The sequence below is a fragment of the Streptomyces sp. Z423-1 genome (assembly GCF_013009255.1).
Taxonomy (GTDB): Bacteria; Actinomycetota; Actinomycetes; order Streptomycetales; family Streptomycetaceae; genus Streptomyces; species Streptomyces gossypiisoli.
Map to the genome: position 1 here is coordinate 7,966,147 of NZ_CP053109.1, position 17,367 is coordinate 7,983,513.

The following is a 17,367-nucleotide window of genomic DNA, read 5'->3' on the forward strand; positions in this document are numbered from 1 at the left end:
GGGCCCGCATAGAGGGTCAAACGTACATCCTTACCCCGCGCTCGCGGGATCAACACCGTCATACGAACGTCCTATCGCGTCAGCGCAAGCGGCGGCCACTATGGTGGACCTCTGCGTACGGACATGAAGGGGCAGCAGTGAACGACGGCGAGGGGACCCGCGCGGCAGAGGCCCAGGGGAGGCGCTTCGGCCCGCTCGGCACGGCCTTGGTGATCATTCCGACCTACAACGAGGCGGAGAACATCAAGACCATCGTCGGCCGGGTGCGGAAGGCGGTTCCCGAGGCCCACGTGCTCGTGGCCGACGACAACAGCCCCGACGGCACCGGCAAGCTCGCCGACGAGCTGGCCGCCGGTGACGAGCAGGTCCATGTGCTGCACCGCAAGGGCAAGGAGGGGCTCGGCGCCGCCTATCTCGCGGGCTTCCGGTGGGGCATGGAGCACGACTTCGGCGTGCTGATCGAGATGGACGCCGACGGCTCCCACCAGCCCGAGGAGCTGCCCCGGCTGCTGACCGCGCTGAAGGGCGCCGACCTGGTGCTCGGCTCCCGCTGGGTGCCCGGCGGCCGGGTGGTGAACTGGCCCAAGTCGCGTGAGTTCATCTCCCGTGGCGGCAGCCTCTACTCGCGCGTGCTGCTGGACGTCCCGATCCGTGACGTGACCGGCGGCTACCGCGCCTTCCGCCGCGAGACCCTGGAGGGCCTCGGCCTCACAGAGGTCGCCTCCCAGGGCTACTGCTTCCAGGTCGACCTCGCCCGCCGCGCCATCAAGGCCGGCTACCACGTCGTCGAGGTCCCGATCACCTTCGTCGAGCGCGAACTCGGCGACTCCAAGATGAGCCGCGACATCCTGGTCGAGGCCCTGTGGCGGGTCACGTCGTGGGGCGTGGGCGAGAGGGTCGGAAAGCTGCTGGGCAAGGGCGGACCTTCGCGGCCGTAGGGCACACCGGCGTACGGGGCACAGGCCGCCGTAGGCTCGCTGGTCGCTGGTCGCTGGTCGCTGGTCGCTGGTCGCTGGTCGCTGGTCGCTGGTCGCTGGTCGCCGGTCGCCGGTCGCCGGTCGCCGGTCGCCGGGCGTCCTCGGTGGCCGGCGCCTGCCGGATGGCGCCCGGCGGCCCCGGTGGTGCTGTCGATCGGCGCTTATCCCGCGCTGAGCGTTCGCCAGGCACACTGGGGGCATGACGAGTGGCGCATCCACCCCTCCGCACTCCGCGCGGCCCCGGCGGTCGCGGCTGCGTACGTTTCTGCCGCTGGGCATCGCCGCGTGGCTGGTGCTGGAGATCTGGCTGCTGACCGTGGTCGCGGGCGCGGCGGGCGGTTTGACGGTGTTCCTGCTGCTGATCGCCGGGTTCGCGCTCGGCGCGGTGGTCATCAAGCGGGCGGGCCGGCGTGCCTTCCAGAACCTCAACGAGGCGCTGCAGCGCGGCGTGGCGCCGTCCAGCGGCGGCGGCAGCGGCCTGATGATGCTGGGCGGCCTGCTTCTGATGCTGCCCGGCCTGATCTCGGACGCGGCCGGCCTGCTCCTGCTGCTCCCGCCGGTCCAGAAGGCCGTCGGCCGCTACGCGGAGCGCACGGTGGACCGCAAGCTCCGCCGCGCCACCCCCGGTAGCCTCGGCGACGCCTTTCAGCAGGCCCGCATTCACCGCCCGGACGGCAAGGTCGTGCAGGGTGAGGTCATCCGGGACGAGCCGGGCGACGCTCCGCGGGAGCCACGCCCGCCGCTGAACCGCTGAGCCTACAGGCGCCCCGGTGACCGACCGTGGGCGCCTGCCTCACACCCATGACGCCTCACACCCATGACGCCTCACACCCATGACGCCGCACACCCATGACGCCGCACACCAATGACCGCGGGCGCCGTACGTCACACTCACGTACGGCGCCCGCGGTCATGTGGCGTGCGCTGTGAAACCCCGCCCAAGCCCCGCGGGAACTACGCGGACTTGCGGCTGTCTCGGGGGTGCACCGCAATGTTCATGGCGCCGGAACGCAGAACGGCGAGCCGCTCCTCGAGGACCTCTTCGAGCTCCTCGCGCGTGCGCCGCTCCATCAGCATGTCCCAATGCGTACGCGCCGGCTTAGCCTTCTTCTCCTCCGGACCGTCGCCATCCACCAGGAGTGCCTGGGCCCCGCAGACCTTGCACTCCCACTCCGGCGGGATCTCCGCCTCGACCGAGAAGGGCATCTCGAATCGGTGCCCCTTCTCGCATGCGTACTCCACGGCCTGGCGCGGGGCCAGGTCGATACCGCGGTCCGTCTCGTAGCTGGTCACCACGAGGCGCGTGCCGCGAAGAGCTCGCTCACTCATGAATCGTGCCTCCCGGGCTTGTCGCCCACAGGACAGGTGTCGCTGTCGTCGTCATCCGGTCAACGTCCGGTCGGCGGTAAAGATTCCCGTTCGGAGTCCCGTTCCGGGTCATGCGTCGCCGTCGTAGCCGCCCATGTTGTACCCACCAGCGCCCGGTTTGTCACATCTGACAGCAGATGTCACCCAGCGTTTCGGCATCTTTGACGCGCAGTAACGGTACGCCTGGCAGGCCAAACGCGTACACTACAGCCCTTTCGCCGTGAGTGCTAAATCCGTTCCAGATCCGTTCTAGATCCGTTCCGGGACCGGGTTCCCCGCATCCGCGACGGCACGCCGCACCGGAACCCGCGCCAGCAGCACGAACCCGAGTACGAAGAATGCCACCAGCGAGATGATCGCGTCCCGGTAGCTCCCGGTCAGCTGGTAGGTGAGCCCGAACAGCAGCGGGCCCAGCCAGCTCATCCCGCGGTCGCTGAGTTCGTACGCCGAGAAGTACTCGGCCTCCTTGCCGGGCGGGACCAGGTGGGAGAACAGCGAGCGGGACAGCGCCTGGCTGCCGCCGAGGACGAGCCCGATCCCGGCCGCCAGCACGAAGAACCACATCGGTGCCCCGGCGGGCAGGAAATACCCGGCGCCCAGGATGAGCGTCCAGGCGACCAGCGAGCCGAGGATCGTGCGCTGCGCGCCGTACCGCCGCGCCAGCCGCCCCAGTGCCAGCGCGCCGAACACCGCGAGGACCTGCACCATCAGGACGGCGCCGATGAGCGTGGACTGGCCGAGGCCCAGCTCCTGCGAGCCGTAGACCGACGCCTGAGTGATCACCGTCTGGATGCCGTCGTTGTAGACCAGATACGCCAGCAGGAAGGCCAGCGTGAGCGGATGGCGGCGCATGTCGCGGACCGTCGCCGCGAGCTGCCGCCAGCCGGTGACCGTCGTCCCGCGCGCGGGGGAGCGGCGGTCGCGCAGGCGTCGTAGCGGAATCAGCGCGAAGGCACCCCACCACAGACCGGCCGAGGCGATGCAGATGCGCACGGCCATGCTCTCGGAGACGCCGAAGGTGTCGTGGGCGAGGTAGAGGACCAGGTTGGCGACCAGGACCAGGGCGCCCGCCGCGTAGCCGAAGGCCCACCCGCGCGAGGAGACCGCGTCGCGTTCCTCGGGAGCGGCGATCTGCGGCAGGTAGGAGTTGTAGAGCATCATCGCCACGGACTGCGCGGCGTTCGCCACGACCAGCAGCACACCGCCGAGCAGATAGCGGTCGCCGTCCAGCAGGAACATGCCCGCCGTGGCCGCGGCCCCGAGGTAGGCGGCGGCGCCCAGGAGGGGCTTCTTGCGGCCGGTGCGGTCGGCGGCGGCGCCCACCAGGGGCATGACCAGCACGGCCACGATCACCGACAGGGACACCGAGTACGCGAAGAAGGAACCGGCGCGGACCGGGATCCCCAGCGGATGGACGAAACCGTCCGCGTCCGCGGCCGACTCGGCGACCGACGTCAGATAGGGACCCAGGAACACGGTGAGCACGCTCGTCGAGTAGACGGAGCACGCCCAGTCATAGAAGTACCAGCCGCGCTGCTCGCGCCGCCGCCCGGCCGCGTCGTCGGCCGCCGGTGTCCGCACGGTCTCGGTGCCCACCCGTGCCCCCCTCGCTTCCCCGTGAAGTGCCGTGCGCGGGGCGCGGCCCGGGACGTCAGACCCAGACGCCCCGGTCCTCCATGACCTTGCGCAACGTGTCGATGTGATCGGTCATGATGCCATCGACGCCGAGGTCCAGGAGCCGGTGCATCCGCTCCGCCTCGTTGATCGTCCACACGTGCACCTGCAACCCGCGCGCGTGGGCGGCCCGGACGAACCGCTGGTCCACCACCTGGATGCCGGACTGTGTCTCGGGCACCTGGGCGGCGACCGCGGAGCGGCGCAGCGCGGCCGGCACGCCCCAGGAGCGCAGCCGCAGGTTGAGCACGCCCCGCGTGCCGTACGAGGTCGCCAGGCGCGGCCCGGCCAGGCGCTGGGCGCGGATGACGCGGGCCTCGGAGAAGGAGCCGACGCAGATCCGGTCCCAGGCGTTGGTGCGGCCGATCAGCTCCAGGAAGGGGTGGAGGGCCGACTCGGTCTTCAGGTCGACGTTCCAGCGCACGTCGGGGAAGGTCTCCAGCAGTTCCTCGAAGAGCGGGACCGGTTCGATGCCCGCCACGCGCGCGTGCCGTACGTCGTCCCAGGGCAGGTCGGCGATCCGGCCCGCCCCGTCGGTCACCCGGTCCAGCGTCGCGTCGTGGAAGGCGACGATCCGTCCGTCCCGCGTGGCGTGGACGTCGGTCTCGATGTACCGGTAGCCCATCTCCACCGCGCGCCGGAACTGCAGCACGGTGTTCTCCAGACCGTCCGCGGCCCCGCCCCGGTGGGCGAAGGCGATCGGGCCCGGATGGTCGAGATAGGGATGACGTATGCGCGTGCTCACGGACGCAGTATGGCGCGCCGGGGTTGACCGGTGGCAACGACGGTGCTGACGCCGGATGCCGAGGGGGCGGCGAACACGTCGGCGCGGTGCGGCAGGGGCCTGCCCCTGCTGGTGCCGGTGGCCTGGAGCGTGGCACGCTGTGGCATGGGGGGAAGCCCCCGGAAGGGCCAATTCGGGGAAGGTGGACTGATCGTCATGGGGCAGTGGACCTCGGCGGTGGGTGCGGCGCAGCTGGCCCGGCAGCTCAAGTCGCAGCAGGACCGCCCGGCAGGCCCGGGTTCGCGCCGTCCGCCCGCCTACCGCGCGCTCGCCGACGGCATCCGGCTGCTGGTGCTCGAAGGGCGCGTGCCGGTGGCCGCACGGCTGCCCGCGGAGCGGGAACTCGCGCTCGCCCTGTCCGTCAGCCGTACGACGGTCGCGGCCGCGTACGAGGCGCTGCGCACCGAGGGATTCCTGGAGTCCCGGCGCGGCGCCGGCAGTTGGACCGCCGTACCGGCCGGAAACCCGCTCCCCGCGCGCGGGTTGGAGCCGTTGCCGCCCGAGGCGCTCGGTTCGATGATCGACCTCGGCACCGCCGCGCTGCCCGCTCCCGAACCCTGGCTCACCCGCGCCGTCCAGGGCGCCCTTGAGGAGCTGCCGCCGTACGCGCACACGCACGGCGACTATCCGGCCGGGCTGCCCGCGCTGCGCTCGATGCTCGCCGAGCGCTACACCGCGCGCGGGATCCCGACCATGCCGGAACAGATCATGGTGACGACCGGCGCGATGGGCGCCATCGACGCCATCTGCCATCTCTTCGCGGGCCGTGGTGAGCGCATCGCCGTCGAGTCGCCGTCGTACGCCAACATCCTGCAGCTGATGCGGGAGGCGGGCGCCCGGCTGGTGCCCGTGGCGATGGCCGAGGGGCTCGCCGGGTGGGATGTGGACCGCTGGCGGCAGGTGCTGCGGGACGCCGCGCCGCGCATCGCCTACGTCGTCGCCGACTTCCACAACCCGACCGGCGCGCTCGCCGACGGGGACCAGCGCCGGCGGCTGGTCGAGGCGGCCCGGTCGGCGGGGACCGTGATCGTCGCCGACGAGACGATGAACGAGCTGTGGCTGGACCCGGATGTGGAGATGCCGCCACCGGTGAGCGCCTTCGACCCGGCCGGGTCCACCGTTATCACCGTCGGCTCCGCCAGCAAGGCCTTCTGGGCCGGGATGCGTATCGGCTGGGTGCGGGCCGCGCCGGACGTCGTCCGCAGCCTGGTCGCCGCGCGCGCGTACGCCGATCTGGGCACGCCGGTGCTGGAACAGCTGGCCGTGCACTGGCTGTTCGGCACCGGGGGATGGGAGCAGGCCGTGGACCTGCGGCGCGCGCAGGCGCGGGACAACCGGGACGCGCTGGTCGCCGCGGTGCGCCGGGAGTTGCCCGACTGGGAGTTCGAGGTCCCGCGCGGCGGGCTCACGCTGTGGGTGCGCACCGGGGGGCTGTCGGGCTCGCGGCTCGCGGAGGCGGGGGAGCGGGTCGGGGTACGGGTCCCGTCCGGCCCGCGCTTCGGTGTCGACGGCGCCTTCGAGGGGTACGTGCGGCTGCCGTTCACCGTGGGGGGCGCGGTGGCGGAGGAGGCGGCGGTACGGCTGGCCGCGGCGGCTCGGTTGGTGCGGAGCGGGGGGACGGTGGGCGCGGAGGCACCGCGGACGTTCGTGGCGTAGCAGCAGCGGACGTTTCACCGGTGCAGGGCCGCAGCCGCTTGCGGCCTGGGGACCGGCTGCCCAGGCCCCCTCCACCACCACGGCCTCCACCGGCGCGGTCCCGGCTCGGGTGTCGCCGGGACCTGGTTCCGGCTCGGCTGCCGCCGGGACCCGGTCCGGCTCGGCTGCCGCCGGGACCGGTTCGGGCTCGGGTGCCGCCGGGACCTGGTCCCGGCTCTGCGTCCGCCGTGGGTGGTGCGGGGCGTGAGCGCTGCCAGGGCCTTGCTGGCGTTGCCGTTCTCTCTTCAGGGGTTCTCGCCGCCGGTTCAGGAGCTTTCCGCCACTGTGGCCTCCGCGGGGACCGGTTCCGGTTCGGGTGTCGCCGGTGACCTGTTCCGGCTTCGCGTGCGCGGTGGATGGTGCGGGGCGTGAGCGCTGCCAGGGCCTTGCTGGCGTTGCCGTTCTCTCTTCAGGGGTTCTCGCCGCCGGTTCAGGAGCTTTCCGCCACTGCGGCCTCCGCCGGGACCGGTTCCGGCTCGGGTGTCGTCGGGACCCGGTCCGGCTCCGCGTCCGCCGGGGTCGTGCGGGGCGGGAGCAGGTCCAGTACCGCCTGGCGGTGGGCCTCGCTCGTGGCATCGTCGTACGGGTCCGGGGTCGCCGGGACCTGGAGGCGGAGGACGGGGCCGGTGCCCAGGCGGGCGTAGCCGCGGCCGGGTGGGACCTGGGCGACCGGCGCGGTGTGCGGGGGCGCGCCCAGAAGCGTCGTGAGCTGTTCCCTGGTGGCGGGGCCGAGAACCACCCGCGCGCGGGTGTGCTGCCGTACGGGCTCACTCAGGGCGTCCAGGCTGTCGAACTGTTCGGCCACCACCACCGTGACGTTCGCGGCGCGGCCGTGCCGCAGCGGTACCTGGAGCAGGGACTGCGGGTCCGTGCGGCCGTCGGCGGCGGCCACGTGGGCCAGCGCGGTCGGGCGGTCCAGCAGGATCCACAGCGGCCGCTTGGTGTCGTCCGGCGGCGGATGGCCCGCCTGACGTGCGCGGTTGACGGCGATCAGCCGTCGTTCCGTCTCGGTCGCGGCCCACTCCAGGCTCGCCAGCGCCCCGGCCAGCGCGCACTCGACGGCCAGGACACCGTCCCGGCCGGTCAGGCAGGCGTACTCACCGGTGCCGCCGCCCTCGACGATGAGGACGTCGCCGTACTCCAGGGCCTGGAGCGCCACGCAGCGCAGCAGGGTCGACGTGCCGCTGCCCGGCTGGCCGACGACCAGCAGGTGGGGCTCGGTGGAGCGGATGCCGGTGCGCCACACGACGGGCGGCACGTCACGCTGCTCCTCGCCATGGGTGACGGGCAGCGTGCGCTGGACCTCGCTCGCGTCGGTGAAACCGAGGACCGTCTCACCGGGTGCCGTCACGAAGCGCTGGGCGGCGATGTCGGTGGGCAGCGGTGCGAGCACCGAGACCGTGAGCCGGTTGCCCTCCTCGTCCCACCCGAAGCGGTACTCGCGGCCGCGGCCCGACTTGGCCGTCAGCAGATGCTCGACACGCGCGCGTGCCTCCGTTTCGCCGTCCGGGAAGTACGCCGGGTACTTGATCACCAGGTGCGCGAACCGCCCCGTGGCATCGAACTCGTACTCCGGGAAGGCCTTCTCCCACTCCCCGCCGTGGGCGTACAGGGGCGCCGGGTCCTCGGCGACGGAGAAGAACGGGATGAGCGCCTCGTACAGTGCCTGCAGGCGCTGCGTCTGGATCTCGTCGGGCCCCTCGGGGGCCCGCGGGGTGCGGTCGCGGCCCTGCCAAGCCGCCGCCGCCATGAGCGTGATGACGGCGAGCAGCGGGCCGTACGGTGCGAGCGCCACCCCGAGGATCACCAGGGCCACCAGGAACAGAAGGGGGCCACGCTTGTCCTTGGGCGTGTCCTTCCACTTGCGCACTCCCGCCGCCGCCAGCCGGCGCAGACCCCGGAAGATCGTGATCAGCGGGTGGAGGACGTCGGTGGCGCTGTCGGCCGCCGTCCGGGCCAGATCCCGGCTCCGGGCGAGTTGCGCGCCGCCGTTGCTCAGAATGCGGGGGAGGGGGCGCCGGGCCACGGGTGTCTCCTGAACGTGCGTGTGGGCGGGGTGCTGGGTCCGGGCGGGCGGGGCGTCAGAACTTGAGACCGCCCAGCAGGCTCGCCAGGCTTTCGCCGCCCGCCTTGATGCTGGGCGCGACGGCTGTGCTCGCGAGATAGAAGCCGAACAGGGCTGCGATCAGCGCGTGGGACGACTTGAGTCCGTCCTTGCGGCAGAAGATGAAGAGGACGACGCCGAGCAGGACGACGCCTGAGATGGACAGAATCATGAGGTCTCCTGGTGTCGAGGGGGACAGTCACCATGAGTACTTCCAGGATCACAGGATGTATCCATACGATAAAAGGTGCAACTGGGTGAAATCTGGTGGTTTTCCTCCGGGCGGCCGAGCCGTGGCGGTGCCGGGGCGCAGGGAGCTTGCGTCCGGCGGGCGCATTGGTGATCTTTGCCTCGGGCGTGGCCCGTCATGTGCTCGCACAGCCAGTACGCTGGCGATTCACCCGTAGAGCCCAGCCGTGCGGTTGGCTGTTGTTCGTACTCGTACGCAGTGAGAGGCGGTCCGGCCGATGACCGAAGCCCCCGACCCCGAGGTCGTGGAGCTCGCGACCAAGATCTTCGACCTGGCCCGGCAGGGGCAGACCGAGGCGCTCGTGGCGTACGTCGACGCGGGCGTTCCGGCCAACCTCACCAACGACCGCGGCGACTCCCTCGTGATGCTCGCCGCCTACCACGGACACGCCGGGACGGTGCGGGCGCTGCTCGCCCGCGGCGCCGCGGCCGACCGGGTCAACGATCGAGGCCAGACCCCACTCGCCGGGGCGGTCTTCAAGGGGGAGGAAGAAGTGATCAAGGCCCTGCTGGAGGGCGGCGCCGACCCGGCCGCGGGCACCCCGTCGGCCGTCGACACCGCCCGGATGTTCGGCAGGACCGAACTGCTGGAACTGTTCGGCGCACACTGATCCGAACGCCCTGATCAGGCAGAAAAGGCTTGCTGATCAGGTACGACACGGAAAACGGGGGAGGCGGTGAGGGGCCGCCGGAAATTTCGGTCGCGGCATCGAGAAGTGCCGGGTCATCATGACGTCGTGCTTTACGGACGCGATGGCTGGGCAGGTGTTGCCGCACCGCGCGGGCCGTGATGCGGGCCGCATGGGCCACTGACGAGAGGCAGAGGAAGATGGTCTACAGCAAGCAGAAGACGGCGGGCGCACCGACGTGTTGTCACGCGGCCAGGTAGAGCACGTTCCCCGGTTGCGTCGACGCTTGATGTGAGGCTGTTTCCCATGTTCGATCCGGTCATAGCGCCCAGCGGTACGCTGCTCGGCCTGCTTCAGCGGGGCCGCGGCGACGGTACGCTGCACGCGCTCACCGCCCCCCGCGCCGAGGCGCTCGCGGCCCTGAACCACTGTGTGCTGCGCGACCCCCGCCACGACTGGCAGGTGGAGAACCGCTCCCTGTACTACGCCCGCCTCTACCTCGACCTGAACGGCGAGCTGGACGCGATCGAGGCGCATCTCTTCGACCCCGAGGACATTGTCGACACCGACGAGTCCCGCACCGGGCTCGCCCTCGCCGTCCTCGGCCACCTCGCCTCCTACGGCAGGCGCGACGCGCTCGCCCTGCTGCGCAGGTACGCCGCCCACGGCTCCAACTGGGCCTGGGCCCTGGACGAACTCGCCCTGCGCGACGACGACGCCGGGCTGCGCGCCCTGGCCGCGCCCGTGCTGGCCCGCTTCCCGGCCGACGCCGAGGGCGAGGCCGAGCTGGCCGCCGCCGTGCGGGACGCCTTCGAACCGAGGCCCTGGCGGCTGTGGGCCGAGGATCCGCGCGAATCGATCGGCACGCGTGTGCGTGCCGCCCGGGAAACCGGCTGCTTCGACCGCTGGCAGCGGCAGATGCGCCCCACCGGGCCCCGTCCGGGGTGGAGCGTGCAGGCCGTGTTCGAGTGGGCCCAGCAGGGCGTCGAACGCGGTGTGGCGCTGCACATCCCCGCCGCCCGCTGCCTGACGGCCGTCGCCGGACCCGAGGACCGGCCCGAGATCGTCCGGGCCGCCCAGGACGGCACCGAGGGCGCTCGCAGCACCGCGCTGCGCTATCTCGCCGACAGCGACGATCCCGTCGCCCTCGACCTGATCGAGGCGGCCGTCGTCACCGGCCCGGCGCCGGTCGCGGAGGCCGCCGTCGACGCCTTCGAACGGATGCGCAGTGTGGCCGCCGTGAACCGGGCGCGCGGCTGGGCCCGCCGCCCCGATCCGCTCGGCGCCGCCGCCGGGCGCGTGCTCGCCTGCCGGGGCGGTGCCAAGGACAGCGACCTGGTCCTCGCCGCGCTACGGGAGGCGGTGCGGGGCGAAGGGCCCGACGCGCCGACCCTGTGGACCCTCGCCGACGGCGCCGGACGGCTCGGCATCGGCTGTGCCGCACCGGTTTTGCGCCACGTCTACCGCGAGACCGCCTCGTCCCATCTGCGCGGCCGGGCCGCCCGTGCCCTCGCCGCCACCGACCCCTCCTTCCCGTCCGGTTTCGCCGTCGAGTGTCTCTGGGACTGCGAGGAGACCACCCGGGAACTCGCCGCCCGGCACGCCGAGACCGGAGACACCCGCGTCGTCGAGCAACTGCGCCGGCTCGCCTCCGACCCCGCCGAGGAGGCGGAGGTACAGACGGCGGTCCGCAGCCGGATCGGGCCCGACGCCATGTGAACGCCGCCCTGACCCACCCGCCGGGTGGCAGCGGACCGGAGTACCCGTTGGGTGAACAGCGGGTGACCCGGTGGTCAGCGGTACATGGCCGCGGACCGACGTGCTCGGGTGCGCAGCGCAACGCTCATGGATCGTTCCCCGTTCGGAAAGATCGACGTTGACGCGGCCACGTCCAGCGTGGCGACAACAGCCCTATGCGTGTCGTCATCGTGACCGAATCCTTTCCCCCCGATGTGAACGGCGTGGCCCACTGCGCGCTCCAGACCGCCCGACACCTCGTCGATCGCGGTCATGCTCCCCTCGTCGTCGCACCGGCTCCCGCTCCCGGCCACAAGGCAGGCGGTCTTGCGCCGTGCCCTGTGATCCACATCCCGTCCCTTCCGCTCCCGGGCTATCCCCAGGTCCGTGTCGCCCTGCCCAGCCGACGCCTCGCCGCCGCGCTGCTGACACACCAGCCGGACATCGTGCACCTGGCCAGCCCCTTCATCCTCGGCGTCCGCGGCATGGCCGCCGCCGCCCGGCTCCGCATCCCCGCCGTCGCCGTCTACCAGACCGACCTGGCCGGATACGCCCGCACCTACGTGGGCGCCGGTGAAGCCGCGGCCTGGCGGCGCATCCGCTCCGTGCACGCCGCCGCCGACCGCACCCTCGCCCCCTCCAGCGCCTCCCAGGGCGACCTGGAGGCCCACGGCGTGCCCCGGGTGCACCTGTGGCGGCGCGGTGTCGACACCGTGCGCTTCCGCCCCGACCTGCGGGACGACGCACTGCGCCGGGAACTCGCCCCGAACGGCGAGCTGATCGTCGGCTATGTCGGGCGGCTCGCGCCCGAGAAGCACGTCGAGCTGCTCTCCGGCGTCTGCGCTCTGCCCGGCGTGCGCGTGGTCGTCGTCGGTGACGGGCCGAGCCAGCCCGGCCTGGTCGAGGCGCTGCCCGGCGCGGTCTTCCTGGGCCGCCGCACCGGCGACGAACTCGCCCGGATCTTCGCCTCGCTGGACGTCTTCGCGCACACCGGCCCCTTCGAGACCTTCTGCCAGACCGTGCAGGAGGCCATGGCCAGCGGTGTCCCCGTGGTCGCGCCCGCCGCCGGCGGCCCCAGGGACCTGGTCGACCACGGCCGGACCGGGTTCCTCGTACCGCCGCGCGACGCGGACGCCGTCCGGGACGCCGTCGCCGCCCTGGCCGCCGACCCCGCGCTGCGCGCCGCCTTCGGGACCACCGCCCGCGCCACCGTCGAGGGCCGCACCTGGGCCGCCGTCGGCGACCAGCTCATCGCGCACTACGAGGCCGTCCTCGACGCGCGCAGGCCGGCGGTGGCGGCATGAACTCCTCCCTGCGCATCGTCCGGCTGGCGAACTTCGTCGCCCCTGCCTCCGGCGGCCTGCGCACCGCGCTGCGCGAGCTGGGCAAGGGCTTCAAGCTCGCGGGCCACGACCCCGTCCTGATCGTGCCGGGCGAGAAGTACAGCGACCGGGACACCGAGCAGGGCCGGGTGATCACCCTGCCCGGACCGGTGCTGCCCGGCACCGGCGGCTACCGCGTGCTCATCGACAAACGCCGCGTCGCCGCCCTGCTGGAGGAGCTCGGCCCGGACCGCCTGGAGGTCTCCGACCGTACGACCCTCAGGTGGACCGGCAAGTGGGCGCGGCGCGCCCGGGTGCCCGCCGTGATGGTCTCCCACGAGACCGCCGACGGTGTGCTGCGCACCTGGGGCCTGTCCGAGAACCTCTCCCGGCGCGCCGCCGACGCCCTCAACGTCCGCACGGCCCACACCTACTCCAAGGTCGTGTGCACCACCGAGTTCGCCGAGCGGGAGTTCGTCCGGATCGGCGCCCGCAACGTCGTACGGGCGCCCCTGGGCGTCGACCTGATGAACCGGCGGCCCACCCTGCGCGACGCGGCGCTGCGCGACGTACACGCGCGTGCGGACGAGAAGCTGCTGGTGATGTGCTCCCGCCTGTCCGTGGAGAAGCGGCCCGGCACCGCGCTGGACGCCCTGGAGTCGCTGCGCCAGCGCGGCGTGCGAGCGGTGCTCGTGGTGGCCGGAAACGGGCCGCTGCGCCCGGGCCTGGAGAAGCGGGCGCAGGAGCGCGACCTGCCGGTGACCTTCCTCGGGCATGTCGCCGACCGCAGCCTGCTCGGCGCGCTCCAGGCCACCGCCGACGTGTGCCTGGCCCCCGGGCCGGCCGAGACGTTCGGGCTCGCCGCGCTGGAGGCCATGGCCTGCGGCACGCCCGTCGTGGCGAGCGCGTCCTCCGCGCTGCCCGAGGTGATCGGATCCGCCGGGGCCACGGCGGCGGACAACGGGGACGCCTTCGCGGACGCCGTGGAGATGCTCCTCGACCGTCCCGAGCGCGAGCGCCGGGAGACCGCACGCGCGCGTGCGGAGTGCTTCGGCTGGGGTACGGCGGTGGACGCCTTCCTCGCCGCGCACGACGCGGCGGTGCCCGAGCGGCCCTTCGTCCGTGCGGAGGGCGCGGCATGAGAGCCGTCCGTTACGTCGCTCTCGGGGACTCGCTGACGGAGGGGGTGGGCGATCCCGTGGGGAATGGGTGGCGCGGCTGGGCCGCGCTGCTCGCCGGCGGCCTGTCCGAACCGCCCGCCGCATTCACCAACCTCGCGGTCAGCGGGGCCCAGACCCGCGATGTGCTGGAGACCCAGCTGCCCGCCGCGCTGGCCCTGCGGCCGGACGTCGCCTCCGTCCTCGTCGGCGTCAACGACACGCTGCGCTGCACGTTCGACATCCACCACATCGCCGAACGCCTCGACAAGGTCTACGCGGCCTTCACCCGGCAGGGCACGGCCGTCCTCACCGCCTGCCTGCCCGACCCGGGCGCGATGCTCGGGCTGCCCGGCGTGCTGGCCAACCCGCTGGCCCGGCGGCAGCGCGCGGTGAACACCGTGGTCCACGCCCTGTCCGAGCGGTACGGGGCGGTGCACCTGCACGCCGCCGAGGGCGACTGGGTCGACGACCGGGCCATGTGGAGCGCGGACCGCCTGCACCCCGGGGAGCGGGGGCACCGGCAGCTGGCCATCCGGTTCCACGAGCTGCTGGCGAACGCCGGGATCGCGACGGGGACCGCGCCCGCCGCCGAGCCCGAGTTCCCGCCGCCCACCAGGTCGGCGAGCCTGCTGTGGCTGGCCACCGCGGGCACCGCCTGGGTGCTGCGCCGGTGCAACGACCTGCTGCCCCAGCTGCTGCGCCTCGCCGCCGTCGAGATACGGCACCGCGCGCGCGGCACCAGCGCCCGGCTCGACCTGCGGTCGGCGAACGCCGTGTCGACGGCGCTGGCGGCGCTGTCGGTCTCGGAGCCGAAGCCCGGGCAGCGCCCGGAGGCGGGGAAGCTGGTCCTGCCGGAGGGGCTGGTCCTGCCGGACGGGCTGTCGGTGCCGGTCCGGCGCTCGGCGCCGGAGCACCGTTCGGTGGTGGAGCAGCGCCCGGTGGCGGAGCAGCAGCCGGAGCCGGAGGCAGCGTAGGGCCGAGCGGACCGACGGGGTTTCCACCACGGGTGTCAACGACGGCGTACCGCCACGAAGCGGACCGGTGTCCCCGGTACCGCCTGAGCGGCCGCCGGGAGGTCCGCCGCGCGGACGACCGCGAGGACCGGGTAGCCGCCGGTGGTCGGGTGGTCGGCGAGGAAGACGACCGGCCGGCCGTCGGGCGGGACCTGGACCGCGCCCAGGACCACGCCCTCGCTGGGGAGTTCGCCCGGGCGGGCCCGCTCCAGGGCGGGTCCCTCCGTGCGCAGCCCGATGCGGTTGCTGGCGGCGGACACGCGATAGGTGCGGGAGGTGAACGTCCGTACGGCCTCCCGCGTGAACCAGTCGTCGCGGGGCCCGAGCGTCACCCTCAGGACCAGCTCGGCCGGCGGCGCCGGCTGCGGGGCGACGTCCACGCGCGCGTGGGGGCCGACGACACGCCCCAAGGGAAGCACCGCGCCGTCCGTGAGCTGCGGCGGGCCGAGTCCCGACAGCAGGTCGGTGGAGCGGCTGCCGAGCACCGGCTCGACGGCGATGCCGCCGCAGACGGCCACATAGCCTCGTACCCCGCGGACCGCCGCGCCGACGTCCAGGACCGCTCCCGCGGGCACCCGCACCGACGCGCTCCAGGCGACCGGGCGGCCGTCGACCGTGACCTGGCAGGGCGCGCCCGTGACCGCCACAGTGACGGTGGAACGGGGCCGCACCGCGCACCCGTTGAGGGTGGTCTCCAGGACGGCCGCCTCGGGCGGATTGCCGACCAGCCGGTTGGCGAGCGCCGCCGCGGGCGCGTCGAGCGCCCCGGAGCGCGGCACGCCGAGGTGTGCGTGCCCGGGACGCCCCTGGTCCTGCACAGTGGTCAGCGCCCCGGCGCGAACGACGGCGAGCGCACGGTCCGTCATGTGAGCCCCACCGGGCCTTGGCCGTCGGTGCCTACCGGGCTGGGGCCGTCGGTGCCTGCCGTGTCCGGGTGGTCGGTGCCTGCCGGGTCCCGGCCGTCGGTGCCCTCGCTGTCCGGGCGGTCGGTGCCTGCCGGGTCCGGGCGGTCGGTGCCTACCGGGTCCCGGCCGTCGGTGCCCCCGGTGTCCGGGCGGTCGGTGCCTACCGGGTCCCGGCCGTCGGTGCCCCCGGTGTCCGGGCGGTCGGTGCCTACCGGGTCCCGGCCGTCGGTGCCCCCGGTGTCCGGGCGGTCGGTGCCTACCGGGTCCCGGCCGTCGGTGCCCCCGGTGTCCGGGCGGTCGGTGCCCACCGGGCCCCGGCCATCGCCGCCCACCGGGCCCCGGCCATCGCCGTCCACCAGCCCCGGTCCGTCGGTGCCCGCCGGAACGAACCGCACGCGCGTGCCCGGTGACAGCAGAGCGGCCGGTACGCGCGCGTGGTCCCACAGCACCGCGTCCGTGCTGCCGATCAGCTGCCAGCCGCCCGGAGACGCGTGCGGGTACACCCCCGTGTACGGCCCGGCCAGCGCCACCGAACCGGCCGGGACCGAGGTGCGCGGAGTGGCGCGGCGCGGGACGTCGTAGTGCGGCGGCAGACCGGTGAGGTAGCCGAAGCCGGGGGCGAACCCGCAGAAGGCGACCCGGAACTCGGTGCCCGCGTGGATGCGGGCCACCTCCCGCTCGGTCACGCCCCACAGGGCGGCGACGTCCGCCAGGTCCGGGCCGTCGTAGCGCACCGGGAGCTCGACGACCTCACCCGCGCGCGGCGGAGCGGTTGGCACGTCGGCGGCGGTCAGTTCGGAAGCCAGACGGACCGGGTCGGTCAGGCCGTCGAGGAGGACCGTACGGGCCGCGGGCACGATCTCGCGGACCGCGAGCGAGCCCTCCGCGCGGCGGCGCAGCAACTCCGCGTGCAGCGCCTGGGCCTCGTCGCCGGACGACACCTCGACGAGCAGGGCGCTGTCGCCGACCGGCAGCACCCTCATGCGAAGGCCTCCACCCGGACACCGGCCTCTTCGAGCCGCCGCCGGACCCGCCGGGCCAGTTCCACCGCGCCGGGCGTGTCCCCGTGCAGACACAGGGAACGCGCGCGTACGTCGATACGGGCCCCGGAGTGGGAGGCCACCGTCCCGGAGCGGGCCAGGCTCACCGACCGTTCCACCACCGCCTCGGGGTCGGTCACGATGGCGCCCCCCCGGCCGCGCGGCACGAGGGTGCCCTCGTCGGTGTACGCGCGGTCCGCGAACGCCTCCGGCACGGCCGGCAGCCCCGCCTTGGCGGCCAGCTCCAGCAGCCGTGAGCCGGGCAGCCCCAGCACGGGCAGCGAGCCGTCGGCGAGGAGCACGCCGTCGACGACCGCACCGGCCTGCTCCTCGTCGTGCACCACGCGGTTGTAGAGGGCACCGTGCGGCTTGACGTACGCCACCCGGGCGCCGGCCGCGCGGGCGAAGACCTCCAGGGCGCCGATCTGGTAGGCCACCTCGGCCGCCAGCTCGGCGGGCGGCACGTCCATCGCGCGCCGCCCGAACCCGGCCAGGTCGCGGTAGGAGACCTGTGCGCCGATCGTCACCCCGCGCGCGGCGGCCAGCTCGCACACCCGCCGCATGGTGGCCGCGTCCCCGGCGTGGAAGCCGCAGGCCACGTTGGCGCTGGTGACGACGGACAGCAACTGCTCGTCGTCGGTCAGCCGCCAGCGGCCGAAGCCCTCGCCGAGGTCGGCGTTCAGATCGATCGCGGTCATGGGTCCCCTTCG

16 protein-coding genes and 1 pseudogene are annotated in these 17,367 nt (G+C 73.6%); 8 read left to right on the forward strand and 9 right to left on the reverse strand.

All coding sequences use genetic code 11. From position 1 onward, the window contains the following. Positions 1-137: 137 nt before the first annotated feature. Together HJD23_RS36170 and fxsA are read left to right on the forward strand one after the other, a co-directional pair. On the forward strand, positions 138-938 hold the full coding sequence (locus tag HJD23_RS36170; protein ID WP_171109200.1) for a polyprenol monophosphomannose synthase: 801 nt from the start codon (positions 138-140) through the stop codon (positions 936-938). Between the two features lie 238 nt (positions 939-1,176). Next, positions 1,177-1,731, forward strand: a complete 555-nt coding sequence (gene fxsA, locus HJD23_RS36175) for an FxsA family membrane protein (RefSeq protein ID WP_171109199.1) — start codon at positions 1,177-1,179, stop codon at positions 1,729-1,731. A gap of 200 nt (positions 1,732-1,931) precedes the next feature. On the opposite strand, the gene HJD23_RS36180 is transcribed toward fxsA, so the two are convergent. From HJD23_RS36180 to HJD23_RS36190, 3 genes are all read right to left on the reverse strand, one after another. Next, complete coding sequence (locus HJD23_RS36180) at positions 1,932-2,306, reverse strand: RNA polymerase-binding protein RbpA (RefSeq protein WP_003977404.1); 375 nt, start codon at positions 2,304-2,306, stop codon at positions 1,932-1,934. A 288-nt stretch (positions 2,307-2,594) separates the two neighbouring features. Then, complete coding sequence (locus tag HJD23_RS36185; protein WP_171109197.1) at positions 2,595-3,941, reverse strand: MFS transporter; 1,347 nt, start codon at positions 3,939-3,941, stop codon at positions 2,595-2,597. 55 nt (positions 3,942-3,996) lie between these two features. After that, a complete protein-coding gene (locus HJD23_RS36190; RefSeq protein ID WP_171109195.1) occupies positions 3,997-4,764 on the reverse strand; it encodes a glycerophosphodiester phosphodiesterase in 768 nt (255 codons plus the stop codon). Between the two features lie 195 nt (positions 4,765-4,959). Here HJD23_RS36190 and HJD23_RS36195 point away from each other — a divergent pair, with 195 nt between their 5' ends. Then, positions 4,960-6,459: a PLP-dependent aminotransferase family protein gene (locus HJD23_RS36195; RefSeq protein ID WP_171109193.1), complete on the forward strand. Its 1,500-nt coding sequence runs from the start codon at positions 4,960-4,962 to the stop codon at positions 6,457-6,459. Between the two features lie 469 nt (positions 6,460-6,928). On the opposite strand, the gene HJD23_RS36200 is transcribed toward HJD23_RS36195, so the two are convergent. After that, positions 6,929-8,524, reverse strand: coding sequence for a hypothetical protein (locus HJD23_RS36200; protein ID WP_171111249.1), 1,596 nt, complete (start codon positions 8,522-8,524; stop codon positions 6,929-6,931). A 55-nt stretch (positions 8,525-8,579) separates the two neighbouring features. After that, positions 8,580-8,774 (reverse strand): hypothetical protein, encoded by a 195-nt coding sequence (locus tag HJD23_RS36205; protein WP_141313598.1) that lies wholly within the window; start codon positions 8,772-8,774, stop codon positions 8,580-8,582. Positions 8,775-9,069: 295 nt separating this feature from the next. On the opposite strand from HJD23_RS36205, the gene HJD23_RS36210 reads away from it, so the two are divergent. Continuing rightward, complete coding sequence (locus HJD23_RS36210; RefSeq protein WP_171111248.1) at positions 9,070-9,462, forward strand: ankyrin repeat domain-containing protein; 393 nt, start codon at positions 9,070-9,072, stop codon at positions 9,460-9,462. Between the two features lie 324 nt (positions 9,463-9,786). After that, on the forward strand, positions 9,787-11,199 hold the full coding sequence (locus HJD23_RS36215) for a HEAT repeat domain-containing protein (RefSeq protein ID WP_171111246.1): 1,413 nt from the start codon (positions 9,787-9,789) through the stop codon (positions 11,197-11,199). A 74-nt stretch (positions 11,200-11,273) separates the two neighbouring features. Here the strand turns inward: HJD23_RS36215 and HJD23_RS36220 are convergent, their stop codons facing one another. Then, entirely contained in the window at positions 11,274-11,492 is a 219-nt protein-coding gene (locus HJD23_RS36220; protein ID WP_171107106.1) for a hypothetical protein, read from the reverse strand. Between HJD23_RS36220 and HJD23_RS36225 the strand changes: the two genes are divergently transcribed. Genes HJD23_RS36225 through HJD23_RS36235 form a run of 3 tightly spaced genes read left to right on the forward strand, consistent with a single transcriptional unit; the run spans position 11,394 to position 14,673 of the window. Then, complete coding sequence (locus HJD23_RS36225; protein WP_171111244.1) at positions 11,394-12,521, forward strand: glycosyltransferase family 1 protein; 1,128 nt, start codon at positions 11,394-11,396, stop codon at positions 12,519-12,521. The genes HJD23_RS36220 and HJD23_RS36225 overlap by 99 nt on opposite strands. Continuing rightward, entirely contained in the window at positions 12,518-13,681 is a 1,164-nt protein-coding gene (locus HJD23_RS36230) for a glycosyltransferase (RefSeq protein ID WP_171111242.1), read from the forward strand. Before HJD23_RS36225 ends, HJD23_RS36230 begins: the two co-directional genes overlap by 4 nt. Beyond that, positions 13,678-14,673, forward strand: coding sequence for an SGNH/GDSL hydrolase family protein (locus tag HJD23_RS36235; RefSeq protein ID WP_171111240.1), 996 nt, complete (start codon positions 13,678-13,680; stop codon positions 14,671-14,673). Before HJD23_RS36230 ends, HJD23_RS36235 begins: the two co-directional genes overlap by 4 nt. 35 nt (positions 14,674-14,708) lie before the next feature. On the opposite strand, the gene HJD23_RS36240 is transcribed toward HJD23_RS36235, so the two are convergent. The 3 genes and pseudogenes from HJD23_RS36240 to HJD23_RS36250 form a co-directional block, all read right to left on the reverse strand. Beyond that, entirely contained in the window at positions 14,709-15,578 is an 870-nt protein-coding gene (locus tag HJD23_RS36240) for a biotin-dependent carboxyltransferase family protein (protein WP_171111238.1), read from the reverse strand. 419 nt (positions 15,579-15,997) lie between these two features. Continuing rightward, positions 15,998-16,600: pseudogene (locus tag HJD23_RS36245) on the reverse strand (allophanate hydrolase subunit 1); the annotation flags it as partial. Beyond that, complete coding sequence (locus tag HJD23_RS36250; RefSeq protein WP_171111236.1) at positions 16,597-17,355, reverse strand: 5-oxoprolinase subunit PxpA; 759 nt, start codon at positions 17,353-17,355, stop codon at positions 16,597-16,599. The pseudogene HJD23_RS36245 and the gene HJD23_RS36250, both read right to left, overlap by 4 nt. Positions 17,356-17,367 lie beyond the last annotated feature (12 nt).

What these genes read in the sequence shown, in the direction of transcription:
- fxsA (WP_171109199.1), top strand. Translation starts at nt 1,177, where the DNA reads ATGACGAGTGGCGCATCCACCCCTCCGCACTCCGCGCGGCCCCGGCGG.
- HJD23_RS36180 (WP_003977404.1), bottom strand. Translation starts at nt 2,306, where the DNA reads ATGAGTGAGCGAGCTCTTCGCGGCACGCGCCTCGTGGTGACCAGCTAC.
- HJD23_RS36195 (WP_171109193.1), top strand. Translation starts at nt 4,960, where the DNA reads ATGGGGCAGTGGACCTCGGCGGTGGGTGCGGCGCAGCTGGCCCGGCAG.
- HJD23_RS36205 (WP_141313598.1), bottom strand. Translation starts at nt 8,774, where the DNA reads ATGATTCTGTCCATCTCAGGCGTCGTCCTGCTCGGCGTCGTCCTCTTC.
- HJD23_RS36210 (WP_171111248.1), top strand. Translation starts at nt 9,070, where the DNA reads ATGACCGAAGCCCCCGACCCCGAGGTCGTGGAGCTCGCGACCAAGATC.
- HJD23_RS36215 (WP_171111246.1), top strand. Translation starts at nt 9,787, where the DNA reads ATGTTCGATCCGGTCATAGCGCCCAGCGGTACGCTGCTCGGCCTGCTT.
- HJD23_RS36225 (WP_171111244.1), top strand. Translation starts at nt 11,394, where the DNA reads ATGCGTGTCGTCATCGTGACCGAATCCTTTCCCCCCGATGTGAACGGC.
- HJD23_RS36220 (WP_171107106.1), bottom strand. Translation starts at nt 11,492, where the DNA reads ATGACCGCGATCGACGAGGTGTCGGGCGGTCTGGAGCGCGCAGTGGGC.
- HJD23_RS36230 (WP_171111242.1), top strand. Translation starts at nt 12,518, where the DNA reads ATGAACTCCTCCCTGCGCATCGTCCGGCTGGCGAACTTCGTCGCCCCT.
- HJD23_RS36235 (WP_171111240.1), top strand. Translation starts at nt 13,678, where the DNA reads ATGAGAGCCGTCCGTTACGTCGCTCTCGGGGACTCGCTGACGGAGGGG.
- HJD23_RS36240 (WP_171111238.1), bottom strand. Translation starts at nt 15,578, where the DNA reads ATGACGGACCGTGCGCTCGCCGTCGTTCGCGCCGGGGCGCTGACCACT.
- HJD23_RS36250 (WP_171111236.1), bottom strand. Translation starts at nt 17,355, where the DNA reads ATGACCGCGATCGATCTGAACGCCGACCTCGGCGAGGGCTTCGGCCGC.